The following is a 25,112-nucleotide window of genomic DNA, read 5'->3' as shown; positions in this document are numbered from 1 at the left end:
GCTGCCTCCCGGCGCGTCGAGACAGCAACTTCCCCGAAACTGATCGAATCTTGCGCAGTCCGCGCAGTCCGCGCAGTCCGCGCAGTCCGCGCAGTCCGCGCAGTCCGCGCAGGGCTCAGCCGTTGGCGGCCACGTCGTCGATCAGGTGCAGCAGGGTGCGGACCGGGACGCCGGTGCCGCCCTTGGTCCAGTAGCCGGTCGCCTCGCCCGCGTGGTACGAGGGGCCGGCGATGTCGATGTGCGCCCAGGCGACGTCGTCGGTGACGAACTCACGCAGGAAGACACCGCCCTGGAGCATGTGGCCGGCCCGGTCCATGCCCGCGTTCACCTGAGAGATGTCGGCGACGTCCGAGTCCATGCCCTTGCGCACGTCGTCCGGCAACGGCATCGGCCAGGCGGGCTCGCCGACCGCGTCACCGGCGCCGCGGACCCGCTCGCACAGCTCGGCGGTACCCATCACGCCGGAGATCCGCTTGCCCAGCGAGACGACCTGACCGCCGGTCAGGGTGGAGGTCTCGAACAGGTAGTCGCAGCCGTCGGCGCAGGCCCGGGCCATCGCGTCACCGAGGATCATCCGGCCCTCGGCGTCGGTGTTGAGCACCTCCACCTTCTTGCCGTTGAACATGGTGATCACGTCACCCGGCCGGTACGAGGTCCCCGACGGCATGTTCTCCGCCATCGGCACGTACCCGGTCACCGCCACCGACGGCTTCAGCTCGGCCACCGCCAGCATGGTGGCCGCCACCGCCGCCGCCCCGGCCATGTCCGACTTCATCTCCCACATGCCCTGCGCCGGTTTGATCGAGATGCCACCGGTGTCGAAGGTGATGCCCTTGCCGACCAGGGCGACCCGCTTACCGGTGCCGCCACCGTCCGGGGTGTAGGTCAGCTTGACCAGTCGCGGCGGGGCCTCCGAGCCCTGACCGACGGCGACGATGCCGCCGTAGCCGCCCTCGCGCAGGGCGACCTCGTCGAGCACCTCGACCTCGAGACCAGCAGCCCGACCCGCCTCGGCGACCGCGTCGGCGAAGGCCGGCGGGCGCAGCTCGTTCGGGGCGATGTTCACCCAGTCGCGGGTGCGCCGGACCGCGCCGGCCACCGTCCGGGCCCGGGTCACCTCGCGCTGCGCTGCGGCGTCTGCGGCGTCCGGCACGGCGACGAGCACCTCGGCGACCGGCTCGCGGCGGGCCGGCTGCGGACGGGTCTTGTACCCGGCGAAGCGGTAACCGCCCAGCAGCGCGCCCTCAGCGACCGCGCGCAGCGCGGCGTCGGCGTCGGCGTCGTCCGGCAGTGGCAGCGTCATCGCCACCCGGGCCGCGCCGGCCAGGGCACGCACGGCGGCGCCCGCCGCCCGGCGCAGCGTCTCCGGGGCGGGTGCCGCGCCACTGGGCTCCGGGCCGAGACCGACGGCGGCCAGCACCGGCGCGGTGACCGTGCCCAGCGTCGCCAACTTGATCACCTCGCCCGGGCCGCCGGTCGCGCCGAGCAATGCCAGCGTCTCGGTCAGCTTGCCGTCGAAGGCGGCGGCGATGCTCTCGGCGCCGCTGGCGAGCAGCAGGGTGCCGGCGAGGCCGCTGGTGGCGTCCTGCTCGCCGGTCGTACTGTGCACGCCGATCACGATCGCGTCGACGGCGAGCTCGGCGGGGTCGGTGTCGACCAGGCTCAGGGTGGTGCTGGGCGATGTCACGGAGGCTGCTCCCGGGCGGGCCGGGCCGGTCGCGTGGTGGCGTACCGGCGATGGAGTTCCCCGGCGGATGATTACCCGCCGGACGTCATTGCTGCCCCGCCGGGTCATCCGGCGGTCCCGCCGATGCTAACCAGCCCGGTGCGTCCCGGTAAGTTGCCACCCATGACCGAGGTGACCACCGACGCCGCCGCGACCCGGCTGCGTCGTTCTCCGCTGGGCGGCCGGCACACCGCGCTCGGCGCCAAGTTCGCTCCGTTCGGCGGCTGGGAGATGCCCCTTGAGTACGCCGGTGGCGGGGTGCTGCGCGAGCACACCGCGGTGCGTACCGGCGTCGGGGTGTTCGACGTGTCACACCTGGGCAAGGTGCGGGTGACCGGCACGGGGGCGGCGGAGTTCGTCAACGCCTGCCTCAGCAACGACCTGGACCGCATCGGGCCGGGTCGGGCGCAGTACACCCTGTGCTGCGACGAGGCGACCGGTGGGGTGGTGGACGACATCATCGCCTACCTGCACGCCGACGACCACGTCTTCCTCATCCCGAACGCGGCGAACAGCGCCGAGGTGGCACGCCGGCTGCGCGCCGCCGCGCCGCCGCAGGTCACCATCACCGACGAGCACGAGGGGTACGCCGTACTTGCGGTGCAGGGGCCCCGGTCTGCGGAACTGCTGAGCGGGCTCGGTCTGCCCACCGAGCACGGGTACATGAGTTTCACCCGGGCGGCGCTCGGCCCGGTCGAGCTGACCGTGTGCCGTACCGGCTACACCGGCGAACTGGGCTACGAGCTGGTGGTCCCGGCCGGGGACGCGGTCGCGGTGTGGGACGCGTTGTTCGCCGCCGAGCCGACGCCGCAGGCGTGCGGGCTGGCCGCCCGGGACACGCTGCGCACCGAGATGGGGTATCCGCTGCACGGGCAGGACCTCTCGCTGGAGATCACACCGGTGCAGGCCCGCTCCGGTTGGGCGGTCGGCTGGGACAAGCCGACCTTCTGGGGCCGCGACGCGCTGGTCGCGGAGAAGGCCGCCGGTCCGGCGCGTACGCTGCGCGGCCTGGTCGCCGTCGAACGTGCCATTCCCCGCCCCGGCATGGCGGTCTATGCCGGCGATACCCGCGTCGGCACCGTGACCAGCGGCACCTTCAGCCCGACCCGGAAGCAGGGCATCGCCCTCGCGCTGATCGACACCGCCCCCGCCCTCCCCGACGGCGCCGAGCTACACATCGACATCCGCAACCGCCGCACCCCCGCCCACCTATCCCGCCCCCCTTTCATCCACCCCTCCGTCAAATAACCCCACCCACCCACCCACCCACCCCTGTTCGCGTTGATCATGAGGTTGGCGGCAGTTTGAAGATCGAAAAGTGCCGCTAACCTCATGATCAACGAGGTGATGCGGGGTGGGGGTGGGGGTTAGGGGGTGGGGGGTTGGCCGGCGTCCAGGACGGCCTGGGTCCAGCCGCCCTCGATGACGCCGCTGGTGTTGAGGACTGCCCAGTCGACGATGTCGGCGACCTCCACGACGACGGGGGAGCCGATCCGTACGGTGGGGTCGGTGTTGGCGTCGCTGGCGCTGGCACCGACGATCCGGTCCGGGGAATCCCACTCCGTCACGCCGGCCCAGACGTACTCCGGCCCGTCGTCGCCCGGCAGCCCGTACTTCACGACCAGCTGCGTCTCCGGGGGCAGCTGACCGTCGCGGAACCGGGCCCGGATGTCCGCCAGGCCGGCGCGGGCGGTGGCGATCGCCCGGCTCATCGCGTCCCCGGAGCGGGCGTACCGCACGTCGGGCTGGATCCCGGAGAAGAGCGTGGCGCAGGCGTTGGCGAAGTAGCGTCCGGCCGGGCCGGGATGCCCGGCCGGCGGGCGCAGGCTGAGGAAGGAGTCGGCGTCCGGGTCGGTGGCCGGGTCCAGCTCCAGGCGCAGCAGCACCGGCGCGGTCGCCCCGTGCTGCTCCGGATTGCCGTACGCCACCGCGATGTCGTGCCCGGTCACCGTGGCCAGCACCGGTAGCTGCACGAAGGCCGGCACCTCCTCGCCAGCCAGCCCGTCGGTCCAGTCCCGCAGCAGGCGTCGGGCGGCACCGGTCATCACCGCGCCCCAGGCCCGGGTGAGATGGTCGGGCACCCCCTGGGTCTGCAACTCCAGCAGGCCGAAGCGGCGCAGCCCCTTGGTGGTGAACCAGAGCCCCTCGGCGTCCGACGAGTAGGGCACCAGCACCCAGTCGACCAGCCGGACCCGGCCCTGCGCGTCGGGCAGCGAGCGCAGCGCCGCGGCCGGGTCCAGGAACTGCAGGCCGAAGACGTCCACCACATCGCCATCCACTGCCTCGGCGACCGCCGCGGCCACCGCCCGGGCGGCCCACTCGTGGGCGGGCGGCCAGCCCGGCCGGTACTCTGCCTGCACCACCACCAGGTGGGTCGCCGCGGCCAGCCGGTCCAGCTGCGCCTCGCTGGCCCCGAACGCGGTGAGCAGGTCCGGCGGCAGCTCGGGAAACTCGCCGACCGGCCGGATGTCGACGCTCATCAGCGGACTGTCCAGCATCTGCCGGGCCAGCCCGTACACCGGTTCGGCGAGCCGGCCGGCCAGCTTTCCGACGGCCGTCCGGGCCGTCACCGACGGCAGCCCCACCGTCGGCACCAGATAGGTCGCACTGAGCGACTCCGGGACCGGAACGGGCAGGAAGTCGTCGGTGATGAGCATGTCGTCCCCCGGGTGGCCGCGCCGGTGCAGTCGTCGCAGGTACGCTACCCGGCGCCGGGCCACCGACTCAGGCGGACAGCACCAGTCCCAGGTAGACGAGCGTGGTGACCAGCTCGACGGTCGCGCCGAGCACGTCTCCGGTGATCCCGCCGAGCCGGCGTACCACATGCCGCAGCAGCCCGGCCGCGACGGCGAGCGCCGCCAGGACGACCAGCGGGCCCTGCCACGGCCGGTGCGGCACCGCCGCGACCGACAGCAGCACGACGACGGCGGTGGCGACGGCCAGCGCGACCGGCCCGACGCTGCCGGCGACCAGCGCACCCAGTCCCTCCGGACGCGCCGCCGGCACCCCCCGGCGGCAGGCCAGCGTCACCCCGAGCCGCCCCGCCGCGGTGGCCGTCAGCACCGCCGCGAACACCGCCGGGCGGGACCGACCGGCCAGCTCGGCCAGCGTCGCGGCCTGCACCAGCAGGACGAGGACCAGGGCGACCACGCCGAAGGGCCCCACGTCGGGCTTCTTCATGATCTCCAGAGCGGCCGGTCCGCGCCGGTACGACCCGAGCGCGTCCACGGTGTCGGCCAGCCCGTCCAGGTGCAGCCCCCGGGTGAGCAGGGCGGCCACCGCGACGGTCACCCCGGCGGCGACCAGCGGCGCGGTGCCGGCCTCCAGCAACAGCAGTACGCCGGCCAGCGGCAGACCGAGCAGCACGCCGACCGCCGGGGCGAGCGTCATCGCCGTACCGGCGGTGGCCCGGTCGATCCGGCCGACGCGCAGCGGCAGGATGGTGAGGGTGGTCAGCGCCAGCCGCGCTCCGTCGCCGAGCCGGGGCTCAGCCGGCACGTGCGGCGGAGGTCTCCGCCGGCTCGGCGGCCGGCCCGGTGGTGGTCGGGCCGGGCCCCTCGGGCTCCGGCTCGTGGAAGTCGGGCTCCGCCTCCTCGACCGGGCCCGGCCCGTCACCCTCGCTGTCGTCGCCCTCAGGGCGGGACGGCAGCGCGGCGGACAGAGCCAGCGCCGAGCGCAGCAGCGGCAGGACGGTGAGCGCGTTCGCCCCCTCGCCGAGGTCGAGCCGCAGCTGGGTCAACGGATCCAGGCCGAGCACCTCGGCGGCCAGCCGGACGGCCGGATGACCGCCGTCGTCGGCCAACAGGCACCAGTGCCGGGCCTGCCCGGCCAGGTCCCGGCTGATCAGCGCGGCGGCCACCCCGACCGGCCCGTCCAGCAGCACCGGCAGCCGGCGGGCGGTCGCGCCCAGCAGGATGCCGGTGGCGACGGCGATGTCCCCGCCGCCCAACTCGGCGAGCACGTTCACGGCGTCCCGGGAGGCGCGACGGGTGCGGTGCAGGGCGTCGCGGACCGCGGCGCAGCGCGCCATCCAGGCCACGTCGTCGATCTCGCCGCCCGCGGTGACCACCCGGGCGAGCACCGCGGGCGGTTCGGCGCCGGCGGTCGCGGCCAGCACCGCCGCGGCGGTGGCCGCCGTGCCGGCGCCGCAGGCGGCCAGCACCAGCAGCTGTACGCCCGCATCCGCCGCCTCCTCGGCCAGCCGCCAGCCGTAGCGCAGGGCCGAGTCCACCTGCTCGGCGTCCAGCGCCGGGCCGTGCTCGATCGGCGCGGCGGCGGGTGCGTCCACCACCTGGAGGCTCGCGCCGCTCTCGGCCGCCAGCCGGGCGAGCACGCCCCGCCCGGCTCGGGCCTGCCCGGCCCGCCGGTCCGACTCACCGCCCACCGTGCCGGCGGCCACCCCGCCGGTGTGGTCGCCGTGCACCAGCAGCACCCGCACCGACCGCCACGGCGTCGGGGTGGGAGTGCCCTGGGTGGCGGCGGCGAACGAGATCACCTGTTCCAGCGCGCCGAGCCCGGTGCCCGGCACGTCCAGGCCCGCCAGCCGCTCGACGGCCTGCGGTCCGGCGTCCTCGTCGGGCATGGGCAGTTCCATGCCGGGCTGGATGACCAGGCCGGTCGCGACCACCGGGAGAGCCATGGTGGGCGCCGTCCAACCGGTGCCGCCAGCTTCGGTGCCCGGCTCGGCGGGCACCTGCGGGGTGGTCACCGGCGGTGAGCCGGGCAGCGGTGGCGCATCGGGGGCGACCGGTGACTGACCGGTCGGGCCGGCCTGTGCGGGCACCGGGGCGGCGGCCGGGCCGGCCTGCGCAGGCACCGGGGCCGAAGCCGGGGCGGGAGCGGCCGGTGCCGCGTCGGTGGTGGCGGCCTGGACGGCGGCGGGCTTCAACCGGCACGGCTGACCGGCCACCACCAGAACCACCGTGTCGCAGGCGTCCGCGACGGCGCGGTTGACCGCGCCGAGGGCGTCGGTGAACGCCCGGCCCAGCGGTGTGGTGGGCACCAGGGAGAGCCCGACCTCGGGGCTGACCAGCACCAGCCGGGCGGCGCAGGACCGCACGGCGGCGGCCAGTTCCGCCACGGTGGCGGTGTCGTCGGCCGGCTGGTGAGCCGGGTCGAGCAGGACGGTCACCCAGCCGCCGAGGTCGTCGACGAGCAGTGTCTCCTCGGGCCGGGCGGTGGAGATCACGTCCGCGAGACGACGCGGGTCGGTCGCGGTCTCCTCCGTACTCCAGGCCCCGGGCCGGCGGGCGCGGTGCGCGGCGAGTCGCGCGGCCCACTCGGGGTCGTCGCCCGGGTCGGCGGCGGTGGCCAGGTAGCGGACCGTGGGCGCGTCGGCGACCAGGGACTCGGCGAACTCCGACTTGCCGGACCGGATGCCACCGAGGACCAGAAGCGTGTTCCACCCGTCATGGGACATGCTGCGTACCTTACGTCCAGCGGGGCGGCCGGGGCACCGCAGGTGCGACCACCGCACCGCTGCCCCGCGTCGGGATCAGTGCCGCTCGGGGGCCTGGTACCGGAAGTCGTTGGGGTTGACGTTCGCCGGCTTCGGATCCTCCTGCCAGGCACCCTCGCCGGGTCGGGCCTGGAGGGCGTCGATCAGGTCCTCCCGGTTCATGTCCCGGGCCCCCTCGATTCCGCCGCGTACCGCGATGTCGCGCAGCTCCGCCGTGTCCATCTGTGGGATCGGTGTCGTCATCGTCGCCTCCTGTGCGTCGGGTTGCTGAAGGACATACCCCGCCCCGGCGGGGTCAGTCGCGGCCGGGCGACACCGCCGGTGCCGGCCGGAGAGCACGCCGCCCGGCTCGGTGCCGGCCGCCGATCGACGCCCGTGGCCCGGCCGTCGGCCCTGCGGTACGACTACGCTGGCGGAGGTCCGTCCCAAGGGGGCAGCAGCGGCGAGGGGAGACGCGCACATGGCGTGGAGCTGGCGGTACGAGGGCGCGAACGGCGAGTCGGTCGACGGGCCGGCCGAGTCGTTCGGCAGCCAGGCGGATGCCGAGTCCTGGATCGGTCAGACCTGGCGGGAACTCGCGGCGTCCGGCGTCACCTCGGTCGCGCTCCTGGAAGACGATCGGGTGGAGTACCGGATGAGCCTGCAGCCCGTGGCCGAGTGATGACGCCCCGGGACTCCGAGCCGCTGGTGCTCGGGGTGCCCCGGGCGGCCTTCCGGCCCAGCCCGGTCTTCCTGGCGCTGGTCGCCCTGCTGGCGACCAGCGCCGTGTTGACCTGGCACGGAATCGGCAACGTCCGGCTCACCGTGTTCGGCTTCGTCGTCTCCGGCTGGCTGGTCTCGCTGTGCCTGCACGAGTACGCCCACGCCGTGGTGGCGTACCGCAGTGGCGACCGGGGGGTGGCCCACCGCGGTTACCTGACGCTGAACCCGTTGAAGTACAGCCACCCGCTGCTGTCCATCGCGCTGCCGGTGGTGGTGGTGCTGCTCGGCGGGATCGGCCTGCCCGGTGGCGCGGTCTGGGTGGACCGGCACGTCATCCCGGGGCGGTTACGGCACACCCTGGTCAGCCTCGCCGGACCCGCCACCAACGTGCTGTTCGCGCTCGTGCTGGTGGTGGTGCTGCGGCTCGGCGCGAGCGGCGGTGGGCCGGTGGAGTTCTGGGCGGCGGTGGCCCTGCTGGCCTTCCTCCAGATCACCGCGAGCCTGCTCAACCTGCTGCCGGTGCCCGGGTTGGACGGCGGCAACATGATCCAGCCGTGGCTGAGCCCGCCGTACCGGCGGATGTACGACCTCTTCGCGCCGTACGGGTTCATCCTGCTCTTCGCCCTGTTGTGGAACCCGACGATCGGCGGTTGGTTCTTCACCGCCGTCTTCGCCGTCGGCGATGCGCTCGGCCTGCCGCCGTGGCTGTACGCGACAGGTCTGGACCTCGTCCGCTTCTGGCAGGGCTGAGCACGGTCGAGACGCCCGTCCGCCCGGCCGACGTGCGGTACGCCGACCGGGCGGAGTCGGGTCAGGGCCGTTCGGCCGGCGACTCGGTCCGGGCGGCATCCCGCTCGGTGACCGGGTCGACGATCTCGTCGATCGCCTTGAGCAGACCGGCGTCGAGCTTCACGCCGGCCGCCTTGACGTTGTCGTGCACCTGCTCGGGGCGGGATGCCCCGATGATGGCCGACGACACGTTGGGGTTCTGCAGCACCCAGGCGATGGCCAACTGGGCCATGGTCAGCCCAGCCTGGTCGGCCAGCGGCTTGAGCTGCTGCACCCGGGTCAGCACGTCGTCGGTCAGCCACTTGGCGATGAAGCCCGCACCGGACTTCTCGTCGGTGGCCCGGGAACCGGACGGTGGCGGCTGGCCGGGCAGGTACTTGCCGGAGAGTACGCCCTGGGCCATCGGCGACCAGACGATCTGCCCGAGGCCGAGCTCCTCGCTGGTGGGGATGACCTCGCTCTCGATGACCCGCCAGAGCATCGAATACTGCGGCTGGCTGGAGACCAGCGGGATGCGCAGCTCCCGGGCGAGGCCGTGCGCCTCGCGGATCTGCGATGCCTTCCACTCGGAGACGCCGATGTAGTGCGCCTTGCCGGAGTGCACGACGTCGGCGAACGCCTCCATCGTCTCTTCCAGCGGGGTGCTGTAGTCGTACCGGTGGGCCTGGTAGAGGTCCACGTAGTCGGTGCGCAGCCGGCGCAGCGATCCGTTGATCGACTCCATGATGTGCTTCCGGGACAGACCCCGGTCGTTGCGACCCGGCCCGGTGGGCCAGTACACCTTGGTGAAGATCTCCAGACCCTCGCGTCGCTCCTGCTGAAGCGCCCGGCCGAGAACATCCTCGGCGCGGGTGCCGGCGTACACGTCGGCGGTGTCGAAGGTGGTGATGCCGGCGTCGAGGGCGGCTCGCACGCAGGCGAACGCCGCTTCCTCCTCGACCTGCGAACCGTGGGTGATCCAGTTGCCGTACGAGATCTCACTGACCATGAGGCCGGAGCGGCCCAGGTGTCGGAATTCCATGCTCTGACCCTAGCCCGCCGGGGTGCACCCGGCAGGGGACGGTGATCAGTCGGGGTGCGACAACAGCGCGTGGCGCAGGCTGCGGCCGAGCCAGTGCCGGAAAACCTCCTCGGGCCAGCCACGCGCCAACACCAGCGCGCCGTAGTGCGCCGGGTCGTTGTAGAACCACACCTCGTCGATGGCGGCCTCGATGTCGGCGCCCTGGCGCAGCGGCCCGCCCAGGGCGCACACCCGCTCGACCACCATCGTGGCGCCGAGCCGACGGTTGCGGAGCAGCGTCTGCCAGACCTCGGCCACCTCGGGGCCGCTGTCGGCGGCGCGTCGCACGGTCTCGAACACCCGGGCGGTCCGTCCGCCGATCATGGTGCACACCCCGGCGTAGGCGTCGAGTACCTCGCCCCCGGTGGTCGCCTCCCAGACCGGCCGGTACCAAGGGCGTTGCGCCACCGGCACCGGCTCGTCGTCGCCGGCGAGCGCCTCGTCGAGCACCTGACGCAGCAGCGCCGCCTTGGAGCCGAACGCGGCGAACACGGTGGGCCTGGCCACTCCCGCTGCGGCGGCCACGTCGGCCAGCGAGGTGGCCGTGTAACCCCGCGCGACGAAGAGGTCGGTCGCCGCCGCGACCACGGCCTGCCGGGTGCGGCGGGCGTTCTCCTCACGGATCCGGGACCGGTACGGCCGGGTCGGTTTTCCGTCCTTGACTTCATCCATGGCGTCGTCATACTAGCAATGTATTCACTAGACACCCAGCTATCGAATAGCTGACAACTATCCAATAGCTGGTGGTCCGCTTGAGTCTGTCGTCCCTGGGAGGCGTCATGTCCGTCCATCCGTTCGTACGTCGGTCCGACGAGGGGGAGGCGTACTGGTTCCTGGGCAATCTGGTCACCGTCAAGGCGACAGGTGCGCAGACCGGTGGGCGGCTCACCGCTGTGGAGTTCGTCAACCCGCCCGGCTTCGCTCCGCCACTGCACCGGCACCAGGTCGAGGACGAGATGTTCTACCTGCTGTCCGGCACCGCCACGTTCCACTGCGGCGAAGCGGTGCTGACCGCCGTACCTGGTGACTTCGTGCTGCTGCCGGCGGGTCTGCCGCACACCTTCGTGGTCGGTCCCGACGAACCGCTGCGGGTGCTGCAACTGACCACCCCCGCCGGCTTCGAGGAGTACGTCGCCGACGTCGGGGTGCCGGCGCTCGAACGCCGGCTGCCGGACCCGGCGCCGATCGATCCGGCCGCGCTCGGACACGCCTCCGCGCGGCACGGGATCGAGCTGCTGGGACCGCCGCCCGGTCAACAGCCGACCGGCCACGCCGGCCAACCGACCCACCGGCCAGTGCCGTGAGCGCCGTCGGCACCCGCTGGGACGAGTCGCGGGGACCCAAGACCGGTCAGGCCCGGCCCCACCACGCCCGGACGCGGTCGAAGACGTCGGCCTGATCCTGGCCGACGCCCGTGCTGTCGCGACAGCCCGGCCGGTCGTCGTCCGAGCCGGCGCAGTAGGGCTTGGCCTCCGCGAAGGACCCTCTCAGAGCACCGGATTGGCGTCGGCGAGCAACCCGTCGATCTCGGCCACGACCGCGCTCGGGTGCTGGAACATCGGGTCGATCAACGACTCGCCTCGCCGGTCCAAGGCACCCCAGTTCCCGGCGCTGTTGGTGGCGAGGAAGGCGACCGGGTGAATCAACAACGCCGGATGCGCCGGTGCGACGATCACCTGCCCGCCACGGTCCACCACACCCTTGCGGCCAGCCAGATCCACCACGGCCAGCCCCTCCTCGGTGAAGCCGTCGACATAGTGACCGTCGGCCAACGTGGTGTGGAAGCCGTGGTAGCGGGTGGGGACCACGATCCGGCCGGTGCGGTCGACGGCACCCCAACCCTCTCGGCGTACCACGGCCACGCCCTTGTGGAAGGGCCGCACGTCGGCGAAACCCGGCGGTACCGCCACCGCACCGGTGGGGTCGACGGCGTGCCAGCCGCTCTCGTCCCGCACCACCCACGCCAGGCCGTCGGAGAACGGCCGGGCCGCCAGGTAGGTCGGCCCGAGCACCGTCTCGCCGGCCAGGTTGATCAACGACCATCGGTCGCTCTGCGGACCGCGTACCCAGGCCAGGCCATCCCGGAACGGCTGTGCCTCCGCGTACCGGGCGGGCACCACCATGTCGCCGTCGGCGTCCGCGTAGCCCCACAGGCCCTGGTCGCCGTCGCGTGCCGGCACCGGCGCCCGGTCACGCTCCAACACCTCGTCCCAACTGCGCGGGTACGGCCCGAATCCGCGCTCCTCGGCGCGGGCGGCCACCGCGTCGAGGCCGGCACGGACCCGAGCCAGCAACTCGGCATCCTGCTCGCCACGCAGGTCGAGAGCCCGCTCGAAGTGATGGCACGCCTCCATCAGCCGGCCCTGGTCGTAGCAGCAGCGGGCCGAGTGCTCGTGCAGCGCGGCGCGGAGTCGGTCGGGTAGCTCGACCGAGTTGGCCTCCGCGAACAGCCGATCGGCCTCGGCGAACTCGCCCCGCCAGCGCAGCACGTGGGCCAACCGGGCCTGGGCGAGCGCGGCCCGCCGCAACTCCCCGGTCGCCTCGGCGTAGGTGAGCGCCATCCGGCCGTCGTCCAGCGCGTCGTCCAGGTGGTCGAGGACCCGTGAGGCCACCGCGCGCAGACTCAGCAGCCGGGCCCGGGATCGGTTGTCCAGCGCCGAGGCGAGCTTCTCGGTGAGCCGCTCCCGTACCTCCCGCAGCTCCTCCGGGTCGTCCACGATCTCACGCAGGGTCACCGGGTCGAGGCGCCAGCGGAAGTTCGCCAACACCTGTTCGGGATCGGTCGGCGGCTCGGGTACGGGCTCGCTGTCCGCCGCGTCCTCGGTGCCCCGCTCGCCGTCGGCGGGTGGGCCGGATTCCGCGGGGGTGGCGAGCGTCGCGTCGAGCGGGCCAGGGTCATCACCCGGTGGTGTCCCGCCACCGATGTCACCGGGCGAGGTGTCGGCCGGAGGCTCGGCGGCGTCACCGGATTCCTCGGTGCCAATCCCTTCGCCGGTGCCGGGCTCCATGCGCTGCCCGACCTGAGCCTGGTCATCCGACGGGCCGGGGTCGCCTGGTGGCCGGGAGACCGGCGGTGCCGACACCGGCGCGGCCGAGACCGGCACGCCGGGGCCGGGCTCGGCGGGCGGCGCGGCGACGGGTGCCGCGTGACCGGCCGGTGTGTGGCCGGGGGGTGTGTGGCCGGGGGGTGCGGAGGTGGGTGCCGCTTGACCGGACGGTGCGTGACCGGGTGGTGCGGAGACGGGAGATGTCGGGACGGGAGGCGACGGAATCGGCGACGCCGATGCCGGTGGAGTGACGGCTGGCCGATCGGCTGGCGGCGGTGCGGAGACGGGTGATGCCGAGATCGGCCGCTCGGGGGCGTCGACGTCGAGCGGCGCGAGATTCGGTGCGGCGGGGCGGTTCGGCGCGGGGAGGGTGGACGATGCCGGCGCGGGATCGGCGAGCGGAGCGGTGCCGGGTGCTGCGGGCTGCGCCGCAGACGGTGTGGCGGCGGGCGTCGCAGCAGCCGGCTCGGCGGCGGGCCCGAACCAGCTCTGCGGTCCCTCAGCGGCGGGGCGGGTGGGCGCGGGCGGCTCGGGTGCTGGCGGAACGTACCGGCTGGGCTGGCGGGCCGCCGGTGTGTCCGGCAGCCCGGGATCGCGGCCGGTTCGGTCGGGGTGTCCCATCGGCGCTGGTCCGACCGGCACCGGGCCGGTGCCGCCCCAGGACTTCCGCCCCGAGGGCGCAGGCACGTTCGACTCGGGTGGTGCGGAGACGGCGGCAGACGTCGGATCCGGGTCAACGGGCGAATGGTGGATCGGCGGTGCGGAGACCGGCGGTGGAGCTGGCGGCGCGGAGACCGGCCGGTGGGTGGGCGGTGCGGAGACCGGCCGGTGGGTGGGCGGTGCGGAGACCGGCCGGTGGGTGGGCGGTGCGGAGACCGGCCGGTGGGGTAGTGGTGCGGGGGTCGGTGGGGCGGAGACGGGGCGGGCCGGCGGTGGGGTGGCGGATGGTGTGGCGGCCACCGAGGGTGCCGGGGCCGGTGGTGGCGAGGCGACGACCGGCTGGTCGTGCAGGGGTGCCGGCCGGACCTGGTGCTCGTGCAACGGCGCGGGACGCACCTCGTGCTGGTGCAGGGGTGCCGGCCGGACCGCGTCCCCTACCGGGGCCCGGTCGGCACCGGAGGCGACGGCGGGCCGGTCCCGGTTCTGGCCGGGAAGGTCGGACCGGCTCCGCTCGGGACGCCCGGTGGGGCCACGGTCCTGGCCCGGCAGGTAGCTGTCGCTCCGGTCCCCGGCAGCGGCGGGGCGGCTCCGTTGCGGGCGGTCGATCTCCGGCTGGGGGTGGTGCGGAGCCGGGGAGACGGGCCGGGCACGGCCGGCTGCCGGAGACACCGGACGATCCCGTTCCGGAGCAGGGGAGACGGGGTGGTCCGACACCACCGACAGGTGACGGCGGCGTGGATCCTGGTCGGGTGCCGCGGAGACCGGCCGCTCGGGGTCGGGCAGCGTGGCGGCGGGCCGTTCGACGAACCGTTCCGGGCCGGGACCGTCCGGTGCGCCGCTCGGTCGCCGGTCGGCGTCCTGCTCCTGCGGTGCAGGCCGCTGGTACTCGCGGTGGTCCCGCCCGCTGCTCGGACGCAGCGGTCCGGGCGCGGGCCACGGCAGGTCGCCACGCGGCGCGGCACCATACGCCTGCTGATCCGGTGTCGGCTGCTCGGGGCGTCTCCGACGGGGCGCCCGATCCGGGCGGACCCATTCGTCGGACGCGGCCGGAATCGGCTCATGGTCGACAAAGCCGTCCGGGTACGGCGCGGCGTCCGGATCGTCGCCACCGACAAAGTCGGTGCGGTAGCCGTCCACCAGCGGGCCGTCGGTGCGGTTCGGTTGCCCCGGGTGGTGGCTCCACTGGTAGCGAGGGCGCGGGGCGTCCTCGGGTGCCCGACGGTCGGCACCCTCCACCGGGCGGTCTGCGGCGGCGGGCCGCCGCGTCTCCTCGTCCACCTCGGCAGCCCAGCCGGGTTCTGGACGGGGAGCCGGGGACACCGGTGCCCCGCGTCGGTAGTCGTCGCGGCCAGCCGGCTCGGCGCGACGGCGCTGCCGGTCCGGGTACGGCGCGGGTTCGCGCTGGCCCCGTCGCTCTGGCTCGGGGCGCGGGTATCGGTTGTCGTGGCGGTCCGGGTCACGCCGTTCGGGCTCCTGCCGGGCGTGCCGTTCGGGGGCGCGTCGCGCGTACCGGTCCGGGTCACGCTGGTCACGGCGGCGGTCCGGGTCGCGTCGGTCGGGAAAGCGGTCGGGTTCGTGCTGGTCGCGTCGGTCGACGTACCGATCCGGTTCGCGCTGGTCGCGGCGCGGCGGTGCGCCGGCACCCTGCGGACCGACGTCCGACCAGACGATCCCGTCGCGACCCCGGGCGGGCTCACCGTACGGCGAGCGTCGTCTGTCGGGCCGGCTCCGTTCGGACCGGGAGTCGGGCGGCAACGACCGGTCGTACGGTGGCGAACCGTCGTGGCCGTCGGTGGCCCGCCGGCCGGGTACCTCGTGCCGGCCCGGCCAGCCATCCGGCTCGTCGTCCCAGGACCGGCCGACGTACGTGCCGTCGGGTCGGGTCGGCGCGAGCGGCGGCACCTCGGCGCGTCCGACGGCGCTCGCTCGACCTCTGACGGAAGGTGGCTGGTGCTCGGCGCCGATGTCACCCGGATAACGCTGGCCAGGGAACTGCGGATGCCACTCGCTCGTCGGCTCGACGACCCAGGATGGCTCCGCGGGATCGTGCCACCGGTCGGCGTAGCCGCGACTCATCCGCCGGACCTGTCGCTGCGGCCGGGACGCCGCCGGGCGGCGGCGCCAGTCACGACAGGAACCTGCCGAGCCCGCCCGGCGGAACCGCAATGATCGAGCCCGCCGCTCCGGCACGTGCCAGAACCCAGGGCCGGCGCCCGCTCGCTCACGGTCGCGCCCCGGTGGTCGGCTCGCGTCCGCTCGCTCACGGCGATGTCACCTCGTCGGAAATGGTCGCGCTGGGCACCCCGGAGGCCGGCAAAATCGCTCGTCCGGGCACCGAATGGCTGCGCAAGGAGGGTAGCGGCGCGGGCTCGGTCACCGCCACTGCGGCACCCTCATCAACCCAAACGTTATCCTATTGATCCGGACATTTATCCCTATGCCGGTATCGGACTTCCGACGATGCTGCACCCACCGTCAGCCGCCCGTCGCGGCCGCCGCGCCGAGGGGCGGGACAGCGCCAGCGTGGCGGAGGTGCCCGGTTCGCGGACCTGGCACCTTGCTCGGTCGCGTCTGGGGTCGCGGTCAGACCTGGTCGCCGATGGCGACCCGCGGCTCCGGCGTACGCAGCTTGCGGAAGGTGATCGACCGCATGATCGCGTAGAGGTAGAGCGACCCCATCCGCTGGGTGGAGTTCGGGAAGCGCTCGCGGACCAGCTTGGAGATCCTGCGCGAGATGAGCACCGAGTCGACCACCACCCCCAGCGCCAGCGCGCCCCAGAGCAGGTTCGAGGCCAGCCGGATCACCGGCGGCATCGCCTGGTTGGAGCCGATCAGCACCACCAGGGCGCCACCAAAGAACCAGGTGCCGACGGTACGCCGGGAGTCGACGACGTTGCGGGCCAGCAACCGCTCCGGACCCCGGTCACGGGGACCGCCCTCCCGCCGGAACTCCGCAGCCGCCTCGGCGCGTCGTTGCCGGCGCTGCGCTTTCGCCTCGTCCTTGCTCAGCGGCTTCGTCGCCCCGGCGGGCCGACGGCCGGTGACGGGTCGTTTCGGCGTCTCCCGTCCCTTGGCCGGGGTGTAGGCACGGGACCGTGCCGCCTCGGCCGCCTCCTCCTGCGCCGGGGTCAGCGGCTCGGTGGCGGGATCGGCGAGGTCGGCGGACTTGCGACGAAACAGCGACGGCACGCGGCAAGGGTAGCCAACGCCGCGCGGCCGGTGCACATCGCGGTGCAGGCGAACGCGCGGCGGCGGCGTCGAGCCGACTACGGCCGTTCCACCTGCGCGCCCAGATCGGCGAGCTTGGCCTCGAAGTCCTCGTACCCCCGGTTGATCAGGTCGACGCCGTAGACCCGGGAGGTGCCCTCGGCGGCCAGCGCGGCGATCAGGTGGCTGAAGCCCGCCCGCAGGTCGGGAATGACCAGGTCGGCGGCGTGCAGCTTGCTCGGACCGGCGATCACGGCGGAGTGCTTGAAGTTACGCCGGCCGAAGCGGCACGGGGTGCCGCCCAGGCAGTCCCGGTAGACCTGGATGTTCGCACCCATCGAGTTCAGCGCCTCGGTGTAGCCGAGCCGCTGCTCGTAGACCGTCTCGTGGACGATGGACAGCCCGCGAGCCTGGGTCAGGGCCACCACCAGCGGTTGCTGCCAGTCGGTCATGAAGCCCGGGTGCACGTCGGTCTCCAGCGCGGTGGCTTGGAGTTCGCCGCCCGGGTGCCAGAAGCGGATGCCGCCCTCCTGACCCGGCTGTCCGGGCCGGGGCGGACGGGTGTCGGTCACCTCGTACTCGCCGCCGACCGAGCGGAAGACGTTCAGGAAGGTCATCATGTCGGCCTGCTCCGCACCGAGCACCTCGACGTGGCCACGGGTGGCCAGTGCCGCCGCCGCCCAACTCGCCGCCTCGATCCGGTCCGGGATGGGCCGGTGGGTGTAACCGTGCAGCTTCGGTACGCCCTGGATCTCGATCACCCGGTCGGTGTGCACCTTGATGATCGCGCCCATCTTCTGCAGGACACAGATCAGGTCGACGATCTCCGGCTCCACCGCCGCGTTGCGCAGCTCGGTGACGCCCTCGGCCATCACCGCGGTCAGCAGCACCTGCTCGGTCGCGCCCACACTCGGGTAGGGCAGCGCGAACTTGGTGCCGTGCAGCCCGTTCGGGGCGGACAGGTGCAGCCCTTCGGGGGTCTTGTCGACAGTCGCACCGAACTCGCGCAGCGCCTGCAGGTGGAAGTCGATCGGCCGGGGCCCGATGTGGCAGCCGCCGAGGTCCGGAATGAAGGCGTGCCCGAGGCGGTGCAGCAGCGGCCCGCAGAACAGGATCGGGATCCGGCTGGAGCCGGCGTGCACGTTGATCTGGTCGGTGCTGGCGCTTTCCACGTTGGCCGGGTCGAAGACCAGCTCACCGTCCTCGACGCCGTCGGTGACCTTGACGCCGTGCAGCCCGAGCAGACCCCGGACGACCTCGACGTCGCGGATCTTCGGTACGTCGAACAGCCGGCTCGGGCTGTCGCCGAGCAGCGCGGCGACCATCGCCTTGGAAACCAGATTCTTCGCGCCGCGCACGCGGATCCGCCCTTGCAGCGGCGTGCCTCCGTGTACGACCAGGACGTCGTCGGTCAACGCAACCTCCAGCGCGTGCGTGCTGCCGTTTCGATGGATGGACACCACCCGGTCCGCTACCCGGGACGCGGTCGCGCCCAAACGCCCGTGCCCGCGTGTGCCGTCGCCCGGCAGCATAGCCCTCCGTGATGAGAATGGATCCGGTCACACCGCCTCGGAGGGCATTTATCGGTGATCCGGCACTTTCGCGTATACCGTCCCTCACTGAGCGTGAGGGACGGTCGAGGTCAGGCCCCGGGCAGCGCGAGCATCTGGTCCAGCGCCACCCGAGCGTGGTGCGCGGTGTCGGCGTCAACCGTGATCCGGTTGACCACGCGACCGGCGACCAGCTCCTCCAGTGCCCAGACCAGGTGCGGCAGATCGATCCGGTTCATCGTCGAGCAGTAGCAGACCGCCCGATCCAGGAACATGATCTGCTTGTCCGGGTGGGCCAGCGCCAGCCGGCGGACCAGGTTCAGCTCGGTGCCGACGGCCCACGCGGAGCCGGCCGGAGCGGCCTCGATGGTCCTGATGATGTACTCCGTCGAGCCGACCAGGTCGGCGGCCTGCACCACCTCGTGCCGGCACTCCGGGTGCACCAGCACGTTCACCCCCGGCACCCGCTGCCGGACGTCGTTGACGCTGTCCAGGGTGAACCGGCCGTGCACCGAGCAGTGGCCGCGCCAGAGGATCATCTTCGCCCCGCGCAGCTGCTCCGCGGTGAGCCCGCCGTTGGGCTTGTGCGGGTCGTAGAGGACGCAGTCGTCCAGGGAGAAGCCCATCTCCAGCACGGCGGTGTTGCGGCCCAGGTGCTGATCGGGCAGGAAGAGCACCTTCTCACCCTGCTCGTACGCCCAGTCCAGGGCCCGCCTCGCGTTCGACGAGGTGCAGACCACGCCGCCGTTGCGCCCGACGAAGCCCTTGATGTCCGCCGAGGAGTTCATGTAGGTGACCGGGACGGTGTGCTCCGCCAGCCCCAGCTCGGTGAGCACGTCCCAGGCGCTCTCGACCTGCGGCAGCGCCGCCATGTCCGCCATCGAGCAGCCGGCGGCCAGGTCGGGCAGCACGACCTGCTGGGTGTCGGCGGTGAGGATGTCCGCGCTCTCGGCCATGAAGTGCACACCGCAGAAGACGATGTACTCGGCCTGCGGCCGGGCGGCGGCCTCGCGGGCCAGCTTGAACGAGTCGCCGGTCACGTCGGCGAACTGGATCACCTCGTCGCGCTGGTAGTGGTGACCCAGCACGAAGACCCGGTCGCCGAGAGCGGCCTTGGCCGCCGTCGCGCGGGCCACCAGGTCGGGGTCGCTCGGTGCCGGCAGGTCACCCGGACACTCCACGCCACGTTCCGTGGCGGGGTCGCTGCCGCGGCCGAGGAGCAGCAGCGCAGTGGCGGTGTTGGAGGGCTCTACCCAGGTCGACGTCACGCCTCCATGGTCCCACAGCGTGACCGTCGTGCCGGCCGTGCCGATGTGGGCTGCCACACTGCCAGGCATGCGCGTACTGCTCTGCCCGGACAAGTTCGCCGGTACGCTGCCGGCCCCGCAGGTCGCCGCTGCCGTGGCCGACGGTTGGCGGGAGGTGGCACCCGGCGACGACCTGCTGGTCAGACCGTTGGCCGACGGGGGACCGGGCTTCCTCGACGTGCTCGCGGAGGCGCTGCCCGGCCGGCGCGTGCCGGTGCCGACGACCGATCCGCTGGGCCGCCCGGCCACCGGTGAGATGCTGCTCACCGAAGGCGGCGCGGTCGCGTGGCTGGAGAGCGCGCAGGCCTGCGGGCTGCACCTGCTCGATGCCGCCGAGCGTGATCCGTTGGCCACCACGTCGTACGGCCTGGGTCTGCTGATCGCCGCCGCGGTGGAGGCCGGCGCACGCACGGTGGTGGTCGGGCTCGGTGGCTCGGCGACCAACGACGGTGGCGCGGGGATGCTCGCCGCCCTGGGTGCGGTGGGTCTCGACGGCACCGGCGCGGCCCTGCCGTACGGCGGTGCGGCGTTGGCCGCGGCGGCGAAGCTCGACGGGCTGCCCCGGTTGCGTGAGGCCCGGCTGATCGCGGCCACCGACGTCGACAACCCGTTGCTCGGGCTGCACGGCGCGAGCAACGTCTTCGGCCCGCAGAAGGGCGCCGACCGGGCCGATGTGCTGCTGCTGGACGCCGCGCTCGCCCGGTGGGCCGAGGTGCTGGAGCGGGACCTGGCCGGCTGCCCCAGCGGGCTGGGCGCGCTGCCCGGCGGCGGTGCTGCCGGCGGCATCGGCGCCGCGCTGCTCGCCCTGGGCGGGCGGTGCGAGTCCGGCATCGGCCTGGTCAGCCGGGCCGTCGGGCTGGAGACCGTGCTCGACGAGGTCGATCTGGTGGTCACCGGGGAGGGCCGGTTCGACCACCAGTCGCTGCGCGGCAAGGTGGTGGCCGGCGTGGCCGGTGCCGCCCGGGACCGGGGCGTACCCTGCGTCGTGCTCGCCGGCCAGGTCAGCGCCGGGCGGCGGGAGGCGGCGTCGGTCGGGGTGACCGACACGTACAGTCTGGTGGAGCACTTCGGCGGCGAGGAGCACGGCGGGCTGGCCGCCGCGCTGGAGCGCCCGGCGGAGGGACTGCGGGCGCTCGGTGCCCGGCTGGCCCGGCAGTGGAGCCGCTGATCCGGGTCTGCACCGAGTGCCTGGTCACGCCGCCGGGTCAGGCGGCCGGCGGCGGCCTACAATCAAGAACTGGACCACTGTGGGAATCGCTGACCGGCGGCTGACGTTGGCCAGGGGAGGACCACACCGACGCGCCGCAGGGAGAATTCCACGTGACCACGCCAGCGCAGACCGAGTCGACCGAGGCCAAGGCCCCCACGTCCGTCGTCCTCACCGACGTCGCGGCGCAGAAGGTCAAGGCCCTGATCGAGCAGGAGGGCCGCGACGACCTGCGGCTCCGGGTCGCCGTGCAGCCGGGCGGCTGCTCCGGCCTGCGGTACCAGCTCTTCTTCGACGAGCGTTCGCTCGACGGTGACATCGTCACCGACTATGACGGTGTCGAGGTCGTCGTCGACCGGATGAGCGCCCCCTACCTGGCCGGCGCCACCATCGACTTCGCCGACCGGATCGACGCCCAGGGCTTCACGATCGACAACCCCAACGCGGGCAACTCCTGCGCCTGCGGAGACTCCTTCAGCTGAGTCCGGACTTCACGCGGACGGCGGTACGGCCCATGAGCCGTACCGCCGTCCGCGTCTCTGCATCCCGGCCCGGGCGCCCCACGGTCGATCATGAAGTTGTTGTCGTGCCAGGCCGGTGCGGCTGACAACAACCTCATGATCAACGGGTTGGTTTCGGGGTGGGGGTGGGTGGCGGGGTGGGGTGGGGGTGGGGGTGGCGGGGTGGTCGCTCGGGGGTGGCGGGGCCGGTAGGCTGACCGGGCTCTGCTGCCGATCCCGAGGGTTGCCATGAAGATCGCCGTGACCGGCTCGATCGCCACCGACCACCTGATGAGCTTCCCGGGGCGGTTCGCCGACCAGCTCATCGCCGATCAGCTGCACAAGGTCTCGCTCTCCTTCCTGGTGGACGACCTGGTGCTGCGCCGGGGCGGGGTCGCGGCCAACATCGCGTTCGGCATGGGGCAACTCGGCCTCCAGCCGGTGCTGCTCGGCGCCGTCGGCGCCGACTTCGCCGACTACCGCTCCTGGCTGGAGCGGCACGGGGTGGACTGCGACTCGGTGCACGTCAGCGAGATCGCCCACACCGCCCGCTTCGTCTGCACCACGGACACCGACATGTGTCAGATCGCCTCGTTCTACGCGGGCGCGATGAGCGAGGCCCGCAACATCGAGCTGCACCCGGTCGCCCAGCGTCTCGGTGGGCTGGACCTGGTGCTGGTCGGCGCCAACGACCCGGAGGCGATGCTGCGGCACTCCGCCGAGTGTCGCGAGCGTGGCTACCCGTTCGTCGCCGACCCGTCTCAGCAGCTTGCCCGAATGCCCGGCGAGGACGTGGTCGCGCTGATCGACGGCGCCGACTACCTGATGACCAACGACTACGAGAAGTCGCTGCTGCAGAGCAAGGCCGGCCTCTCCGACGACCAACTGTTGGACCGGGTGAAGATCCGGGTCACCACGCTGGGCAAGCACGGGGTGGAAATCGCCGGGCGGGAGATCGAGACGATCCACGTGCCGATCGCCCGGGAGGCCCAGGCGGTCGACCCCACCGGCGTCGGCGACGGCTTCCGCGCCGGCTTCTTCACCGCGCTGTCCTGGGGGGTCGGGCTGGAGCGGGCCGCCCAGGTCGGTTCCCTGCTCGCCACGCTGGTGCTCGAGACCGTCGGCACCCAGGAGTACCAGGTGCGCCGCGACGTGTTCGTCAAGCGTCTCGCGGAGTCCTACGGCGACCACAGCGCCGACGAGATCCGCCCGCACCTGCTCCCCTGACCGCCCCTACCCGTTCCGAGATCCGCGCAACTTCCCTGATCCTGCTGCCTCGTTTGGGGTTGAGGCAGCAGGATCCCTGAAGTTGCGCGGATCTCGGAACGGGTGTCGGTAAGAGGCCCTTCCGTTAGTGGGTGCGGCGGATGTTGTAGGCGGGGCCGGGGGTGGTGCCCAGGTAGTCCTGCTGGCGCATGCGGCACCAGGCGGGGATGTCGACGGCCGCCGCCGGGTCGTCGGCCAGTACCCGCAGCACCGCGCCGACCGGGAGTTCGGGCAGCCGCCGGGCCAGCGCGATCACCGGTAGCGGGCACCGCTGACCGAGGCAGTCGAGCACCTCGTCGGGAGTCGTCACAGTCCCGTCACTCCCGCCTGTTCCCGCAGGTCGGCGACGATGCCGGGCAGTTCGGTGAGGAAGCGCTCCACCTCGGCCTCGGTGCTGCCGGTGTGCAGCGAGACCCGGACATTGCCGTGCGAGAGCACCCCCATCGCCTCCAACACGTGCGACGGGCGCAGGGTGGACGAGGTGCAGGACGAGCCCGACGAGACGGCGAAGCCCCGTCGGTCCAGCGCGTGCAGCAGCGCCTCGCCGTCGACGTACAGGCAGGAGAAGGTGACCAGATGTGGTAGCCGGCGCTCCGGATCGCCGACCACCTCCACGTCCGGCACCTCGGCCGCCACCCGGGCCCGGATCCGGTCCACCAGCGCGGACAGCCGTGCCGCCTGGGCCGTCGCGTCGGCCGCCGCGGCGCGCAGGCTCGCCGCCGCCGCCACCACCGCCGGCAGGTTCAACGTGCCGGGGGTACGCCCCGACTCACGCTCGTCGGTCGGCCAGGGTGACTCCCAGCGGGTGCCCTTACGGACCACGAGTAGTCCGACGCCGGGCGGGCCACCCCACTTGCGGGCACTCGCGGTCAGCACCGACCAGCCGGGCGGCACCGGTACCCGGCCCACCAGCTGCGCGGCGTCGACGTAGAGCGGCACGCCGACCCGGGCGCAGGCCGCGGCGGCGGCCTCGACCGGCTGGACGGTGCCCACCTCGTGACTGGCCGCGATCAGCGCGGCCGACGCCACCCGGGCCCCGGTGACCGCCGCCGACCAGGCGTCCAGGTCCAGCCGGCCGAGGCGGTCGACCGGCACCTCGACGGCCGTGCCACCGCCGGCCACGTGCTGTTCGGCGGCGTACAGCACGGCCGAGTGTTCGATCGCCGAGTGCACCAGGACCTGGCCGGCCCGTCGGCGTCCACGCAGCCCACCGAGCACCGCGGTGTGCGCGGCGGTGGTGCCACTGGCGGTGAAGGACAGCTCGTCGGGGCGTACACCGAGGGTCTCGGCCGTGGCCTCGCGGGCGGCGTCGAGTAACTGGCGGGCGCGCCGGGCCGGCGAGTAGAGCCGGTCGGGGTCGGCCCAGCCGTCGTCGAGCGCGGCCAGCAGCGCCTGCCGGGCGACCGGGTGCAGCGGCGCGGCGGTGGCCGCGTCCAGGTAGACGGGGGAGGAAGTCACGTCTGCCCACGCTATCGCCTCGGTCGGCACAAGATCCCCCGTCGGGTGCGGACAACGACCCCAACCGGGTCCAGCCCGTCATGGTCGAGTAATCTGCGACCGTCGGTGACGCCTTTGCCGCCGGTGCGGCGGCTCCGCTCGGCGGAGCCGGCCGAAACGAGGACACCGCGGCGCGCTAGGGAGGCAGGACCAGGTGGTCGCAAGGAGTTCGGAGGTACGGCCGACGGCCGTACGGCGCAGCGCATCCCCGCGAGCCGGTGGGCGGCGGGGGCGTCGTGCCGGGCGTCTCGCCGGGCTCGGATTCAGTGGGGCGGCGCTGCTGGTCCTGCTCACGGGCTGTGACGTCGGTGCGGCGTTCGGGGGCTTCGGGTGGCCGCAGGGCGGCATCACTCCCGAGGCCCGGCGGATGTACGACCTGTGGATCGCCTCGTGCGTCGCGGCGCTCGCGGTCGGCTTCTTCGTCTGGGGCCTGATCTTCTGGTGCGTGGTGCGCTACCGCAAGCGCGGCAACGAGCTGCCGGTGCAGACCCGCTACAACCTGCCGATGGAGTTCCTCTACACCATCGCGCCGGTGCTTATCGTCTCCGTGCTCTTCTACTACACCGCGGTGGTGCAGACCGACGTGGTGAAGACCACCAACAACCCCGACGTCACCGTCGAGGTCGTGGCCTTCAAGTGGAACTGGCAGTTCAACTATCGCGACGGCCAGGGCGTCGACGCCGAGACCACCGCGTCGGTGCTCGGCACCAGCGAGGTCATCCCGATCCTGGTGCTGCCGACCGACCGGTCCATCCGGTTCGAGGAGACCAGCCGCGACGTCATCCACTCGTTCTGGGTGCCGGAGATGCTGTTCAAGCGGGACGTAATGCCCGGCAGCATCCGTAACGTCTTCGAGGTCTCCTCGCTGGAGAGCGAAGGCGCCTACGTGGGCCGCTGCGCCGAGCTGTGCGGCAGCTACCACGCCTTCATGAACTTCGAGCTGCGGGTCGTCTCACCGGAGAACTTCGACCGCTTCCTCGCCGCCAAGCAGGGTGGCGCCTCGACGCAGGAAGCGTTGACGTCGATCGGTGAGGAGCCGTACGCGACCACCACGAGGCCGTTCGAGACGCGGCGGACCGAGAGCAACTTCAACCCGGACACCGCTCCGGCCGGCACGGGAAGCTGAGGCAACCGGC

The 25,112-nt window shown here is 73.2% G+C and carries 21 protein-coding genes; 8 read left to right on the top strand and 13 right to left on the bottom strand.

Features of this window, described 5'->3' with window-relative positions:
* Positions 1–115: 115 nt before the first annotated feature.
* Complete coding sequence (locus O7601_RS27865) at positions 116–1,687, bottom strand: leucyl aminopeptidase (RefSeq protein WP_281564015.1); 1,572 nt, start codon at positions 1,685–1,687, stop codon at positions 116–118.
* A 162-nt stretch (positions 1,688–1,849) separates the two neighbouring features.
* Between O7601_RS27865 and gcvT the strand changes: the two genes are divergently transcribed.
* The gene (gcvT, locus tag O7601_RS27860) at positions 1,850–2,974 is read left to right on the top strand and encodes a glycine cleavage system aminomethyltransferase GcvT (RefSeq protein WP_281564014.1); all 1,125 of its coding nucleotides are present in this window, start codon (positions 1,850–1,852) and stop codon (positions 2,972–2,974) included.
* Positions 2,975–3,093: 119 nt separating this feature from the next.
* Here the strand turns inward: gcvT and O7601_RS27855 are convergent, their stop codons facing one another.
* From O7601_RS27855 to O7601_RS27840, 4 genes are all read right to left on the bottom strand, one after another.
* Entirely contained in the window at positions 3,094–4,383 is a 1,290-nt protein-coding gene (locus tag O7601_RS27855; RefSeq protein ID WP_281564013.1) for a DUF2314 domain-containing protein, read from the bottom strand.
* Positions 4,384–4,450: 67 nt separating this feature from the next.
* Positions 4,451–5,224: an adenosylcobinamide-GDP ribazoletransferase gene (locus tag O7601_RS27850; RefSeq protein ID WP_281564012.1), complete on the bottom strand. Its 774-nt coding sequence runs from the start codon at positions 5,222–5,224 to the stop codon at positions 4,451–4,453.
* On the bottom strand, positions 5,214–7,145 hold the full coding sequence (locus tag O7601_RS27845) for a bifunctional adenosylcobinamide kinase/adenosylcobinamide-phosphate guanylyltransferase (RefSeq protein ID WP_281564011.1): 1,932 nt from the start codon (positions 7,143–7,145) through the stop codon (positions 5,214–5,216). Before O7601_RS27845 ends, O7601_RS27850 begins: the two co-directional genes overlap by 11 nt.
* A gap of 75 nt (positions 7,146–7,220) precedes the next feature.
* Positions 7,221–7,427 (bottom strand): hypothetical protein, encoded by a 207-nt coding sequence (locus tag O7601_RS27840; protein ID WP_281564010.1) that lies wholly within the window; start codon positions 7,425–7,427, stop codon positions 7,221–7,223.
* 217 nt (positions 7,428–7,644) lie between these two features.
* Between O7601_RS27840 and O7601_RS27835 the strand changes: the two genes are divergently transcribed.
* Both O7601_RS27835 and O7601_RS27830 read left to right on the top strand, forming a co-directional pair.
* The gene (locus O7601_RS27835) at positions 7,645–7,845 is read left to right on the top strand and encodes a hypothetical protein (protein WP_093401231.1); all 201 of its coding nucleotides are present in this window, start codon (positions 7,645–7,647) and stop codon (positions 7,843–7,845) included.
* Positions 7,845–8,636, top strand: coding sequence for a site-2 protease family protein (locus tag O7601_RS27830; protein WP_281564009.1), 792 nt, complete (start codon positions 7,845–7,847; stop codon positions 8,634–8,636). Before O7601_RS27835 ends, O7601_RS27830 begins: the two co-directional genes overlap by 1 nt.
* Before the next feature lie 61 nt (positions 8,637–8,697).
* Here O7601_RS27830 and O7601_RS27825 read toward each other — a convergent pair whose 3' ends face one another.
* Both O7601_RS27825 and O7601_RS27820 read right to left on the bottom strand, forming a co-directional pair.
* Complete coding sequence (locus O7601_RS27825; protein WP_281564008.1) at positions 8,698–9,696, bottom strand: aldo/keto reductase family protein; 999 nt, start codon at positions 9,694–9,696, stop codon at positions 8,698–8,700.
* Between the two features lie 45 nt (positions 9,697–9,741).
* A complete protein-coding gene (locus tag O7601_RS27820; RefSeq protein ID WP_281564007.1) occupies positions 9,742–10,407 on the bottom strand; it encodes a TetR/AcrR family transcriptional regulator in 666 nt (221 codons plus the stop codon).
* 107 nt (positions 10,408–10,514) lie between these two features.
* Between O7601_RS27820 and O7601_RS27815 the strand changes: the two genes are divergently transcribed.
* A complete protein-coding gene (locus tag O7601_RS27815; RefSeq protein ID WP_281564006.1) occupies positions 10,515–11,039 on the top strand; it encodes a quercetin 2,3-dioxygenase in 525 nt (174 codons plus the stop codon).
* Between the two features lie 183 nt (positions 11,040–11,222).
* On the opposite strand, the gene O7601_RS27810 is transcribed toward O7601_RS27815, so the two are convergent.
* The 4 genes from O7601_RS27810 to nadA all read right to left on the bottom strand — a co-directional run bounded on the left by O7601_RS27810 (position 11,223) and on the right by nadA (position 19,467).
* Complete coding sequence (locus O7601_RS27810; protein ID WP_281564005.1) at positions 11,223–15,518, bottom strand: WG repeat-containing protein; 4,296 nt, start codon at positions 15,516–15,518, stop codon at positions 11,223–11,225.
* Positions 15,519–16,025: 507 nt separating this feature from the next.
* Positions 16,026–16,631, bottom strand: coding sequence for a DUF3043 domain-containing protein (locus O7601_RS27805; protein WP_281564004.1), 606 nt, complete (start codon positions 16,629–16,631; stop codon positions 16,026–16,028).
* Between the two features lie 77 nt (positions 16,632–16,708).
* A complete protein-coding gene (gene murA, locus O7601_RS27800; protein ID WP_232510992.1) occupies positions 16,709–18,109 on the bottom strand; it encodes a UDP-N-acetylglucosamine 1-carboxyvinyltransferase in 1,401 nt (466 codons plus the stop codon).
* A 182-nt stretch (positions 18,110–18,291) separates the two neighbouring features.
* Entirely contained in the window at positions 18,292–19,467 is a 1,176-nt protein-coding gene (gene nadA, locus O7601_RS27795; protein WP_281564003.1) for a quinolinate synthase NadA, read from the bottom strand.
* Between the two features lie 43 nt (positions 19,468–19,510).
* On the opposite strand from nadA, the gene O7601_RS27790 reads away from it, so the two are divergent.
* The 3 genes from O7601_RS27790 to O7601_RS27780 all read left to right on the top strand — a co-directional run bounded on the left by O7601_RS27790 (position 19,511) and on the right by O7601_RS27780 (position 22,440).
* The gene (locus O7601_RS27790) at positions 19,511–20,674 is read left to right on the top strand and encodes a glycerate kinase (protein WP_281567068.1); all 1,164 of its coding nucleotides are present in this window, start codon (positions 19,511–19,513) and stop codon (positions 20,672–20,674) included.
* A 152-nt stretch (positions 20,675–20,826) separates the two neighbouring features.
* A complete protein-coding gene (gene erpA / locus O7601_RS27785; protein ID WP_093401225.1) occupies positions 20,827–21,195 on the top strand; it encodes an iron-sulfur cluster insertion protein ErpA in 369 nt (122 codons plus the stop codon).
* A 267-nt stretch (positions 21,196–21,462) separates the two neighbouring features.
* Complete coding sequence (locus tag O7601_RS27780; RefSeq protein WP_281564002.1) at positions 21,463–22,440, top strand: carbohydrate kinase family protein; 978 nt, start codon at positions 21,463–21,465, stop codon at positions 22,438–22,440.
* Between the two features lie 124 nt (positions 22,441–22,564).
* Here the strand turns inward: O7601_RS27780 and O7601_RS27775 are convergent, their stop codons facing one another.
* Both O7601_RS27775 and O7601_RS27770 read right to left on the bottom strand, forming a co-directional pair.
* Positions 22,565–22,789, bottom strand: coding sequence for a sulfurtransferase TusA family protein (locus tag O7601_RS27775; protein ID WP_281564001.1), 225 nt, complete (start codon positions 22,787–22,789; stop codon positions 22,565–22,567).
* The gene (locus O7601_RS27770; RefSeq protein WP_281564000.1) at positions 22,786–23,937 is read right to left on the bottom strand and encodes an aminotransferase class V-fold PLP-dependent enzyme; all 1,152 of its coding nucleotides are present in this window, start codon (positions 23,935–23,937) and stop codon (positions 22,786–22,788) included. The genes O7601_RS27775 and O7601_RS27770 overlap by 4 nt, the downstream gene beginning before the upstream one ends.
* A 193-nt stretch (positions 23,938–24,130) precedes the next feature.
* Here O7601_RS27770 and coxB point away from each other — a divergent pair, with 193 nt between their 5' ends.
* Positions 24,131–25,102 carry a cytochrome c oxidase subunit II gene (gene coxB, locus O7601_RS27765; protein WP_281563999.1) on the top strand — a complete coding sequence of 324 codons (972 nt, stop codon included), beginning with the start codon at positions 24,131–24,133 and terminating at the stop codon, positions 25,100–25,102.
* Positions 25,103–25,112 lie beyond the last annotated feature (10 nt).

The sequence above is a fragment of the Verrucosispora sp. WMMD573 genome (genome assembly GCF_027497175.1).
Lineage (GTDB): Bacteria > Actinomycetota > Actinomycetes > Mycobacteriales > Micromonosporaceae > Micromonospora.
The sequence above is the reverse complement of the archived record's forward strand: the minus strand, read 5'-3'. Positions and strand labels throughout refer to the sequence as shown.

Coding starts and splice junctions, on each gene's coding strand:
- gcvT (WP_281564014.1), top strand. CDS start 1,850: ATGACCGAGGTGACCACCGACGCCGCCGCGACCCGGCTGCGTCGTTCT.
- O7601_RS27855 (WP_281564013.1), bottom strand. CDS start 4,383: ATGCTCATCACCGACGACTTCCTGCCCGTTCCGGTCCCGGAGTCGCTC.
- O7601_RS27845 (WP_281564011.1), bottom strand. CDS start 7,145: ATGTCCCATGACGGGTGGAACACGCTTCTGGTCCTCGGTGGCATCCGG.
- O7601_RS27840 (WP_281564010.1), bottom strand. CDS start 7,427: ATGACGACACCGATCCCACAGATGGACACGGCGGAGCTGCGCGACATC.
- O7601_RS27835 (WP_093401231.1), top strand. CDS start 7,645: ATGGCGTGGAGCTGGCGGTACGAGGGCGCGAACGGCGAGTCGGTCGAC.
- O7601_RS27830 (WP_281564009.1), top strand. CDS start 7,845: ATGACGCCCCGGGACTCCGAGCCGCTGGTGCTCGGGGTGCCCCGGGCG.
- O7601_RS27825 (WP_281564008.1), bottom strand. CDS start 9,696: ATGGAATTCCGACACCTGGGCCGCTCCGGCCTCATGGTCAGTGAGATC.
- O7601_RS27820 (WP_281564007.1), bottom strand. CDS start 10,407: ATGGATGAAGTCAAGGACGGAAAACCGACCCGGCCGTACCGGTCCCGG.
- O7601_RS27815 (WP_281564006.1), top strand. CDS start 10,515: ATGTCCGTCCATCCGTTCGTACGTCGGTCCGACGAGGGGGAGGCGTAC.
- O7601_RS27810 (WP_281564005.1), bottom strand. CDS start 15,518: ATGAGTCGCGGCTACGCCGACCGGTGGCACGATCCCGCGGAGCCATCC.
- O7601_RS27790 (WP_281567068.1), top strand. CDS start 19,511: ATGTGGGCTGCCACACTGCCAGGCATGCGCGTACTGCTCTGCCCGGAC.
- O7601_RS27780 (WP_281564002.1), top strand. CDS start 21,463: ATGAAGATCGCCGTGACCGGCTCGATCGCCACCGACCACCTGATGAGC.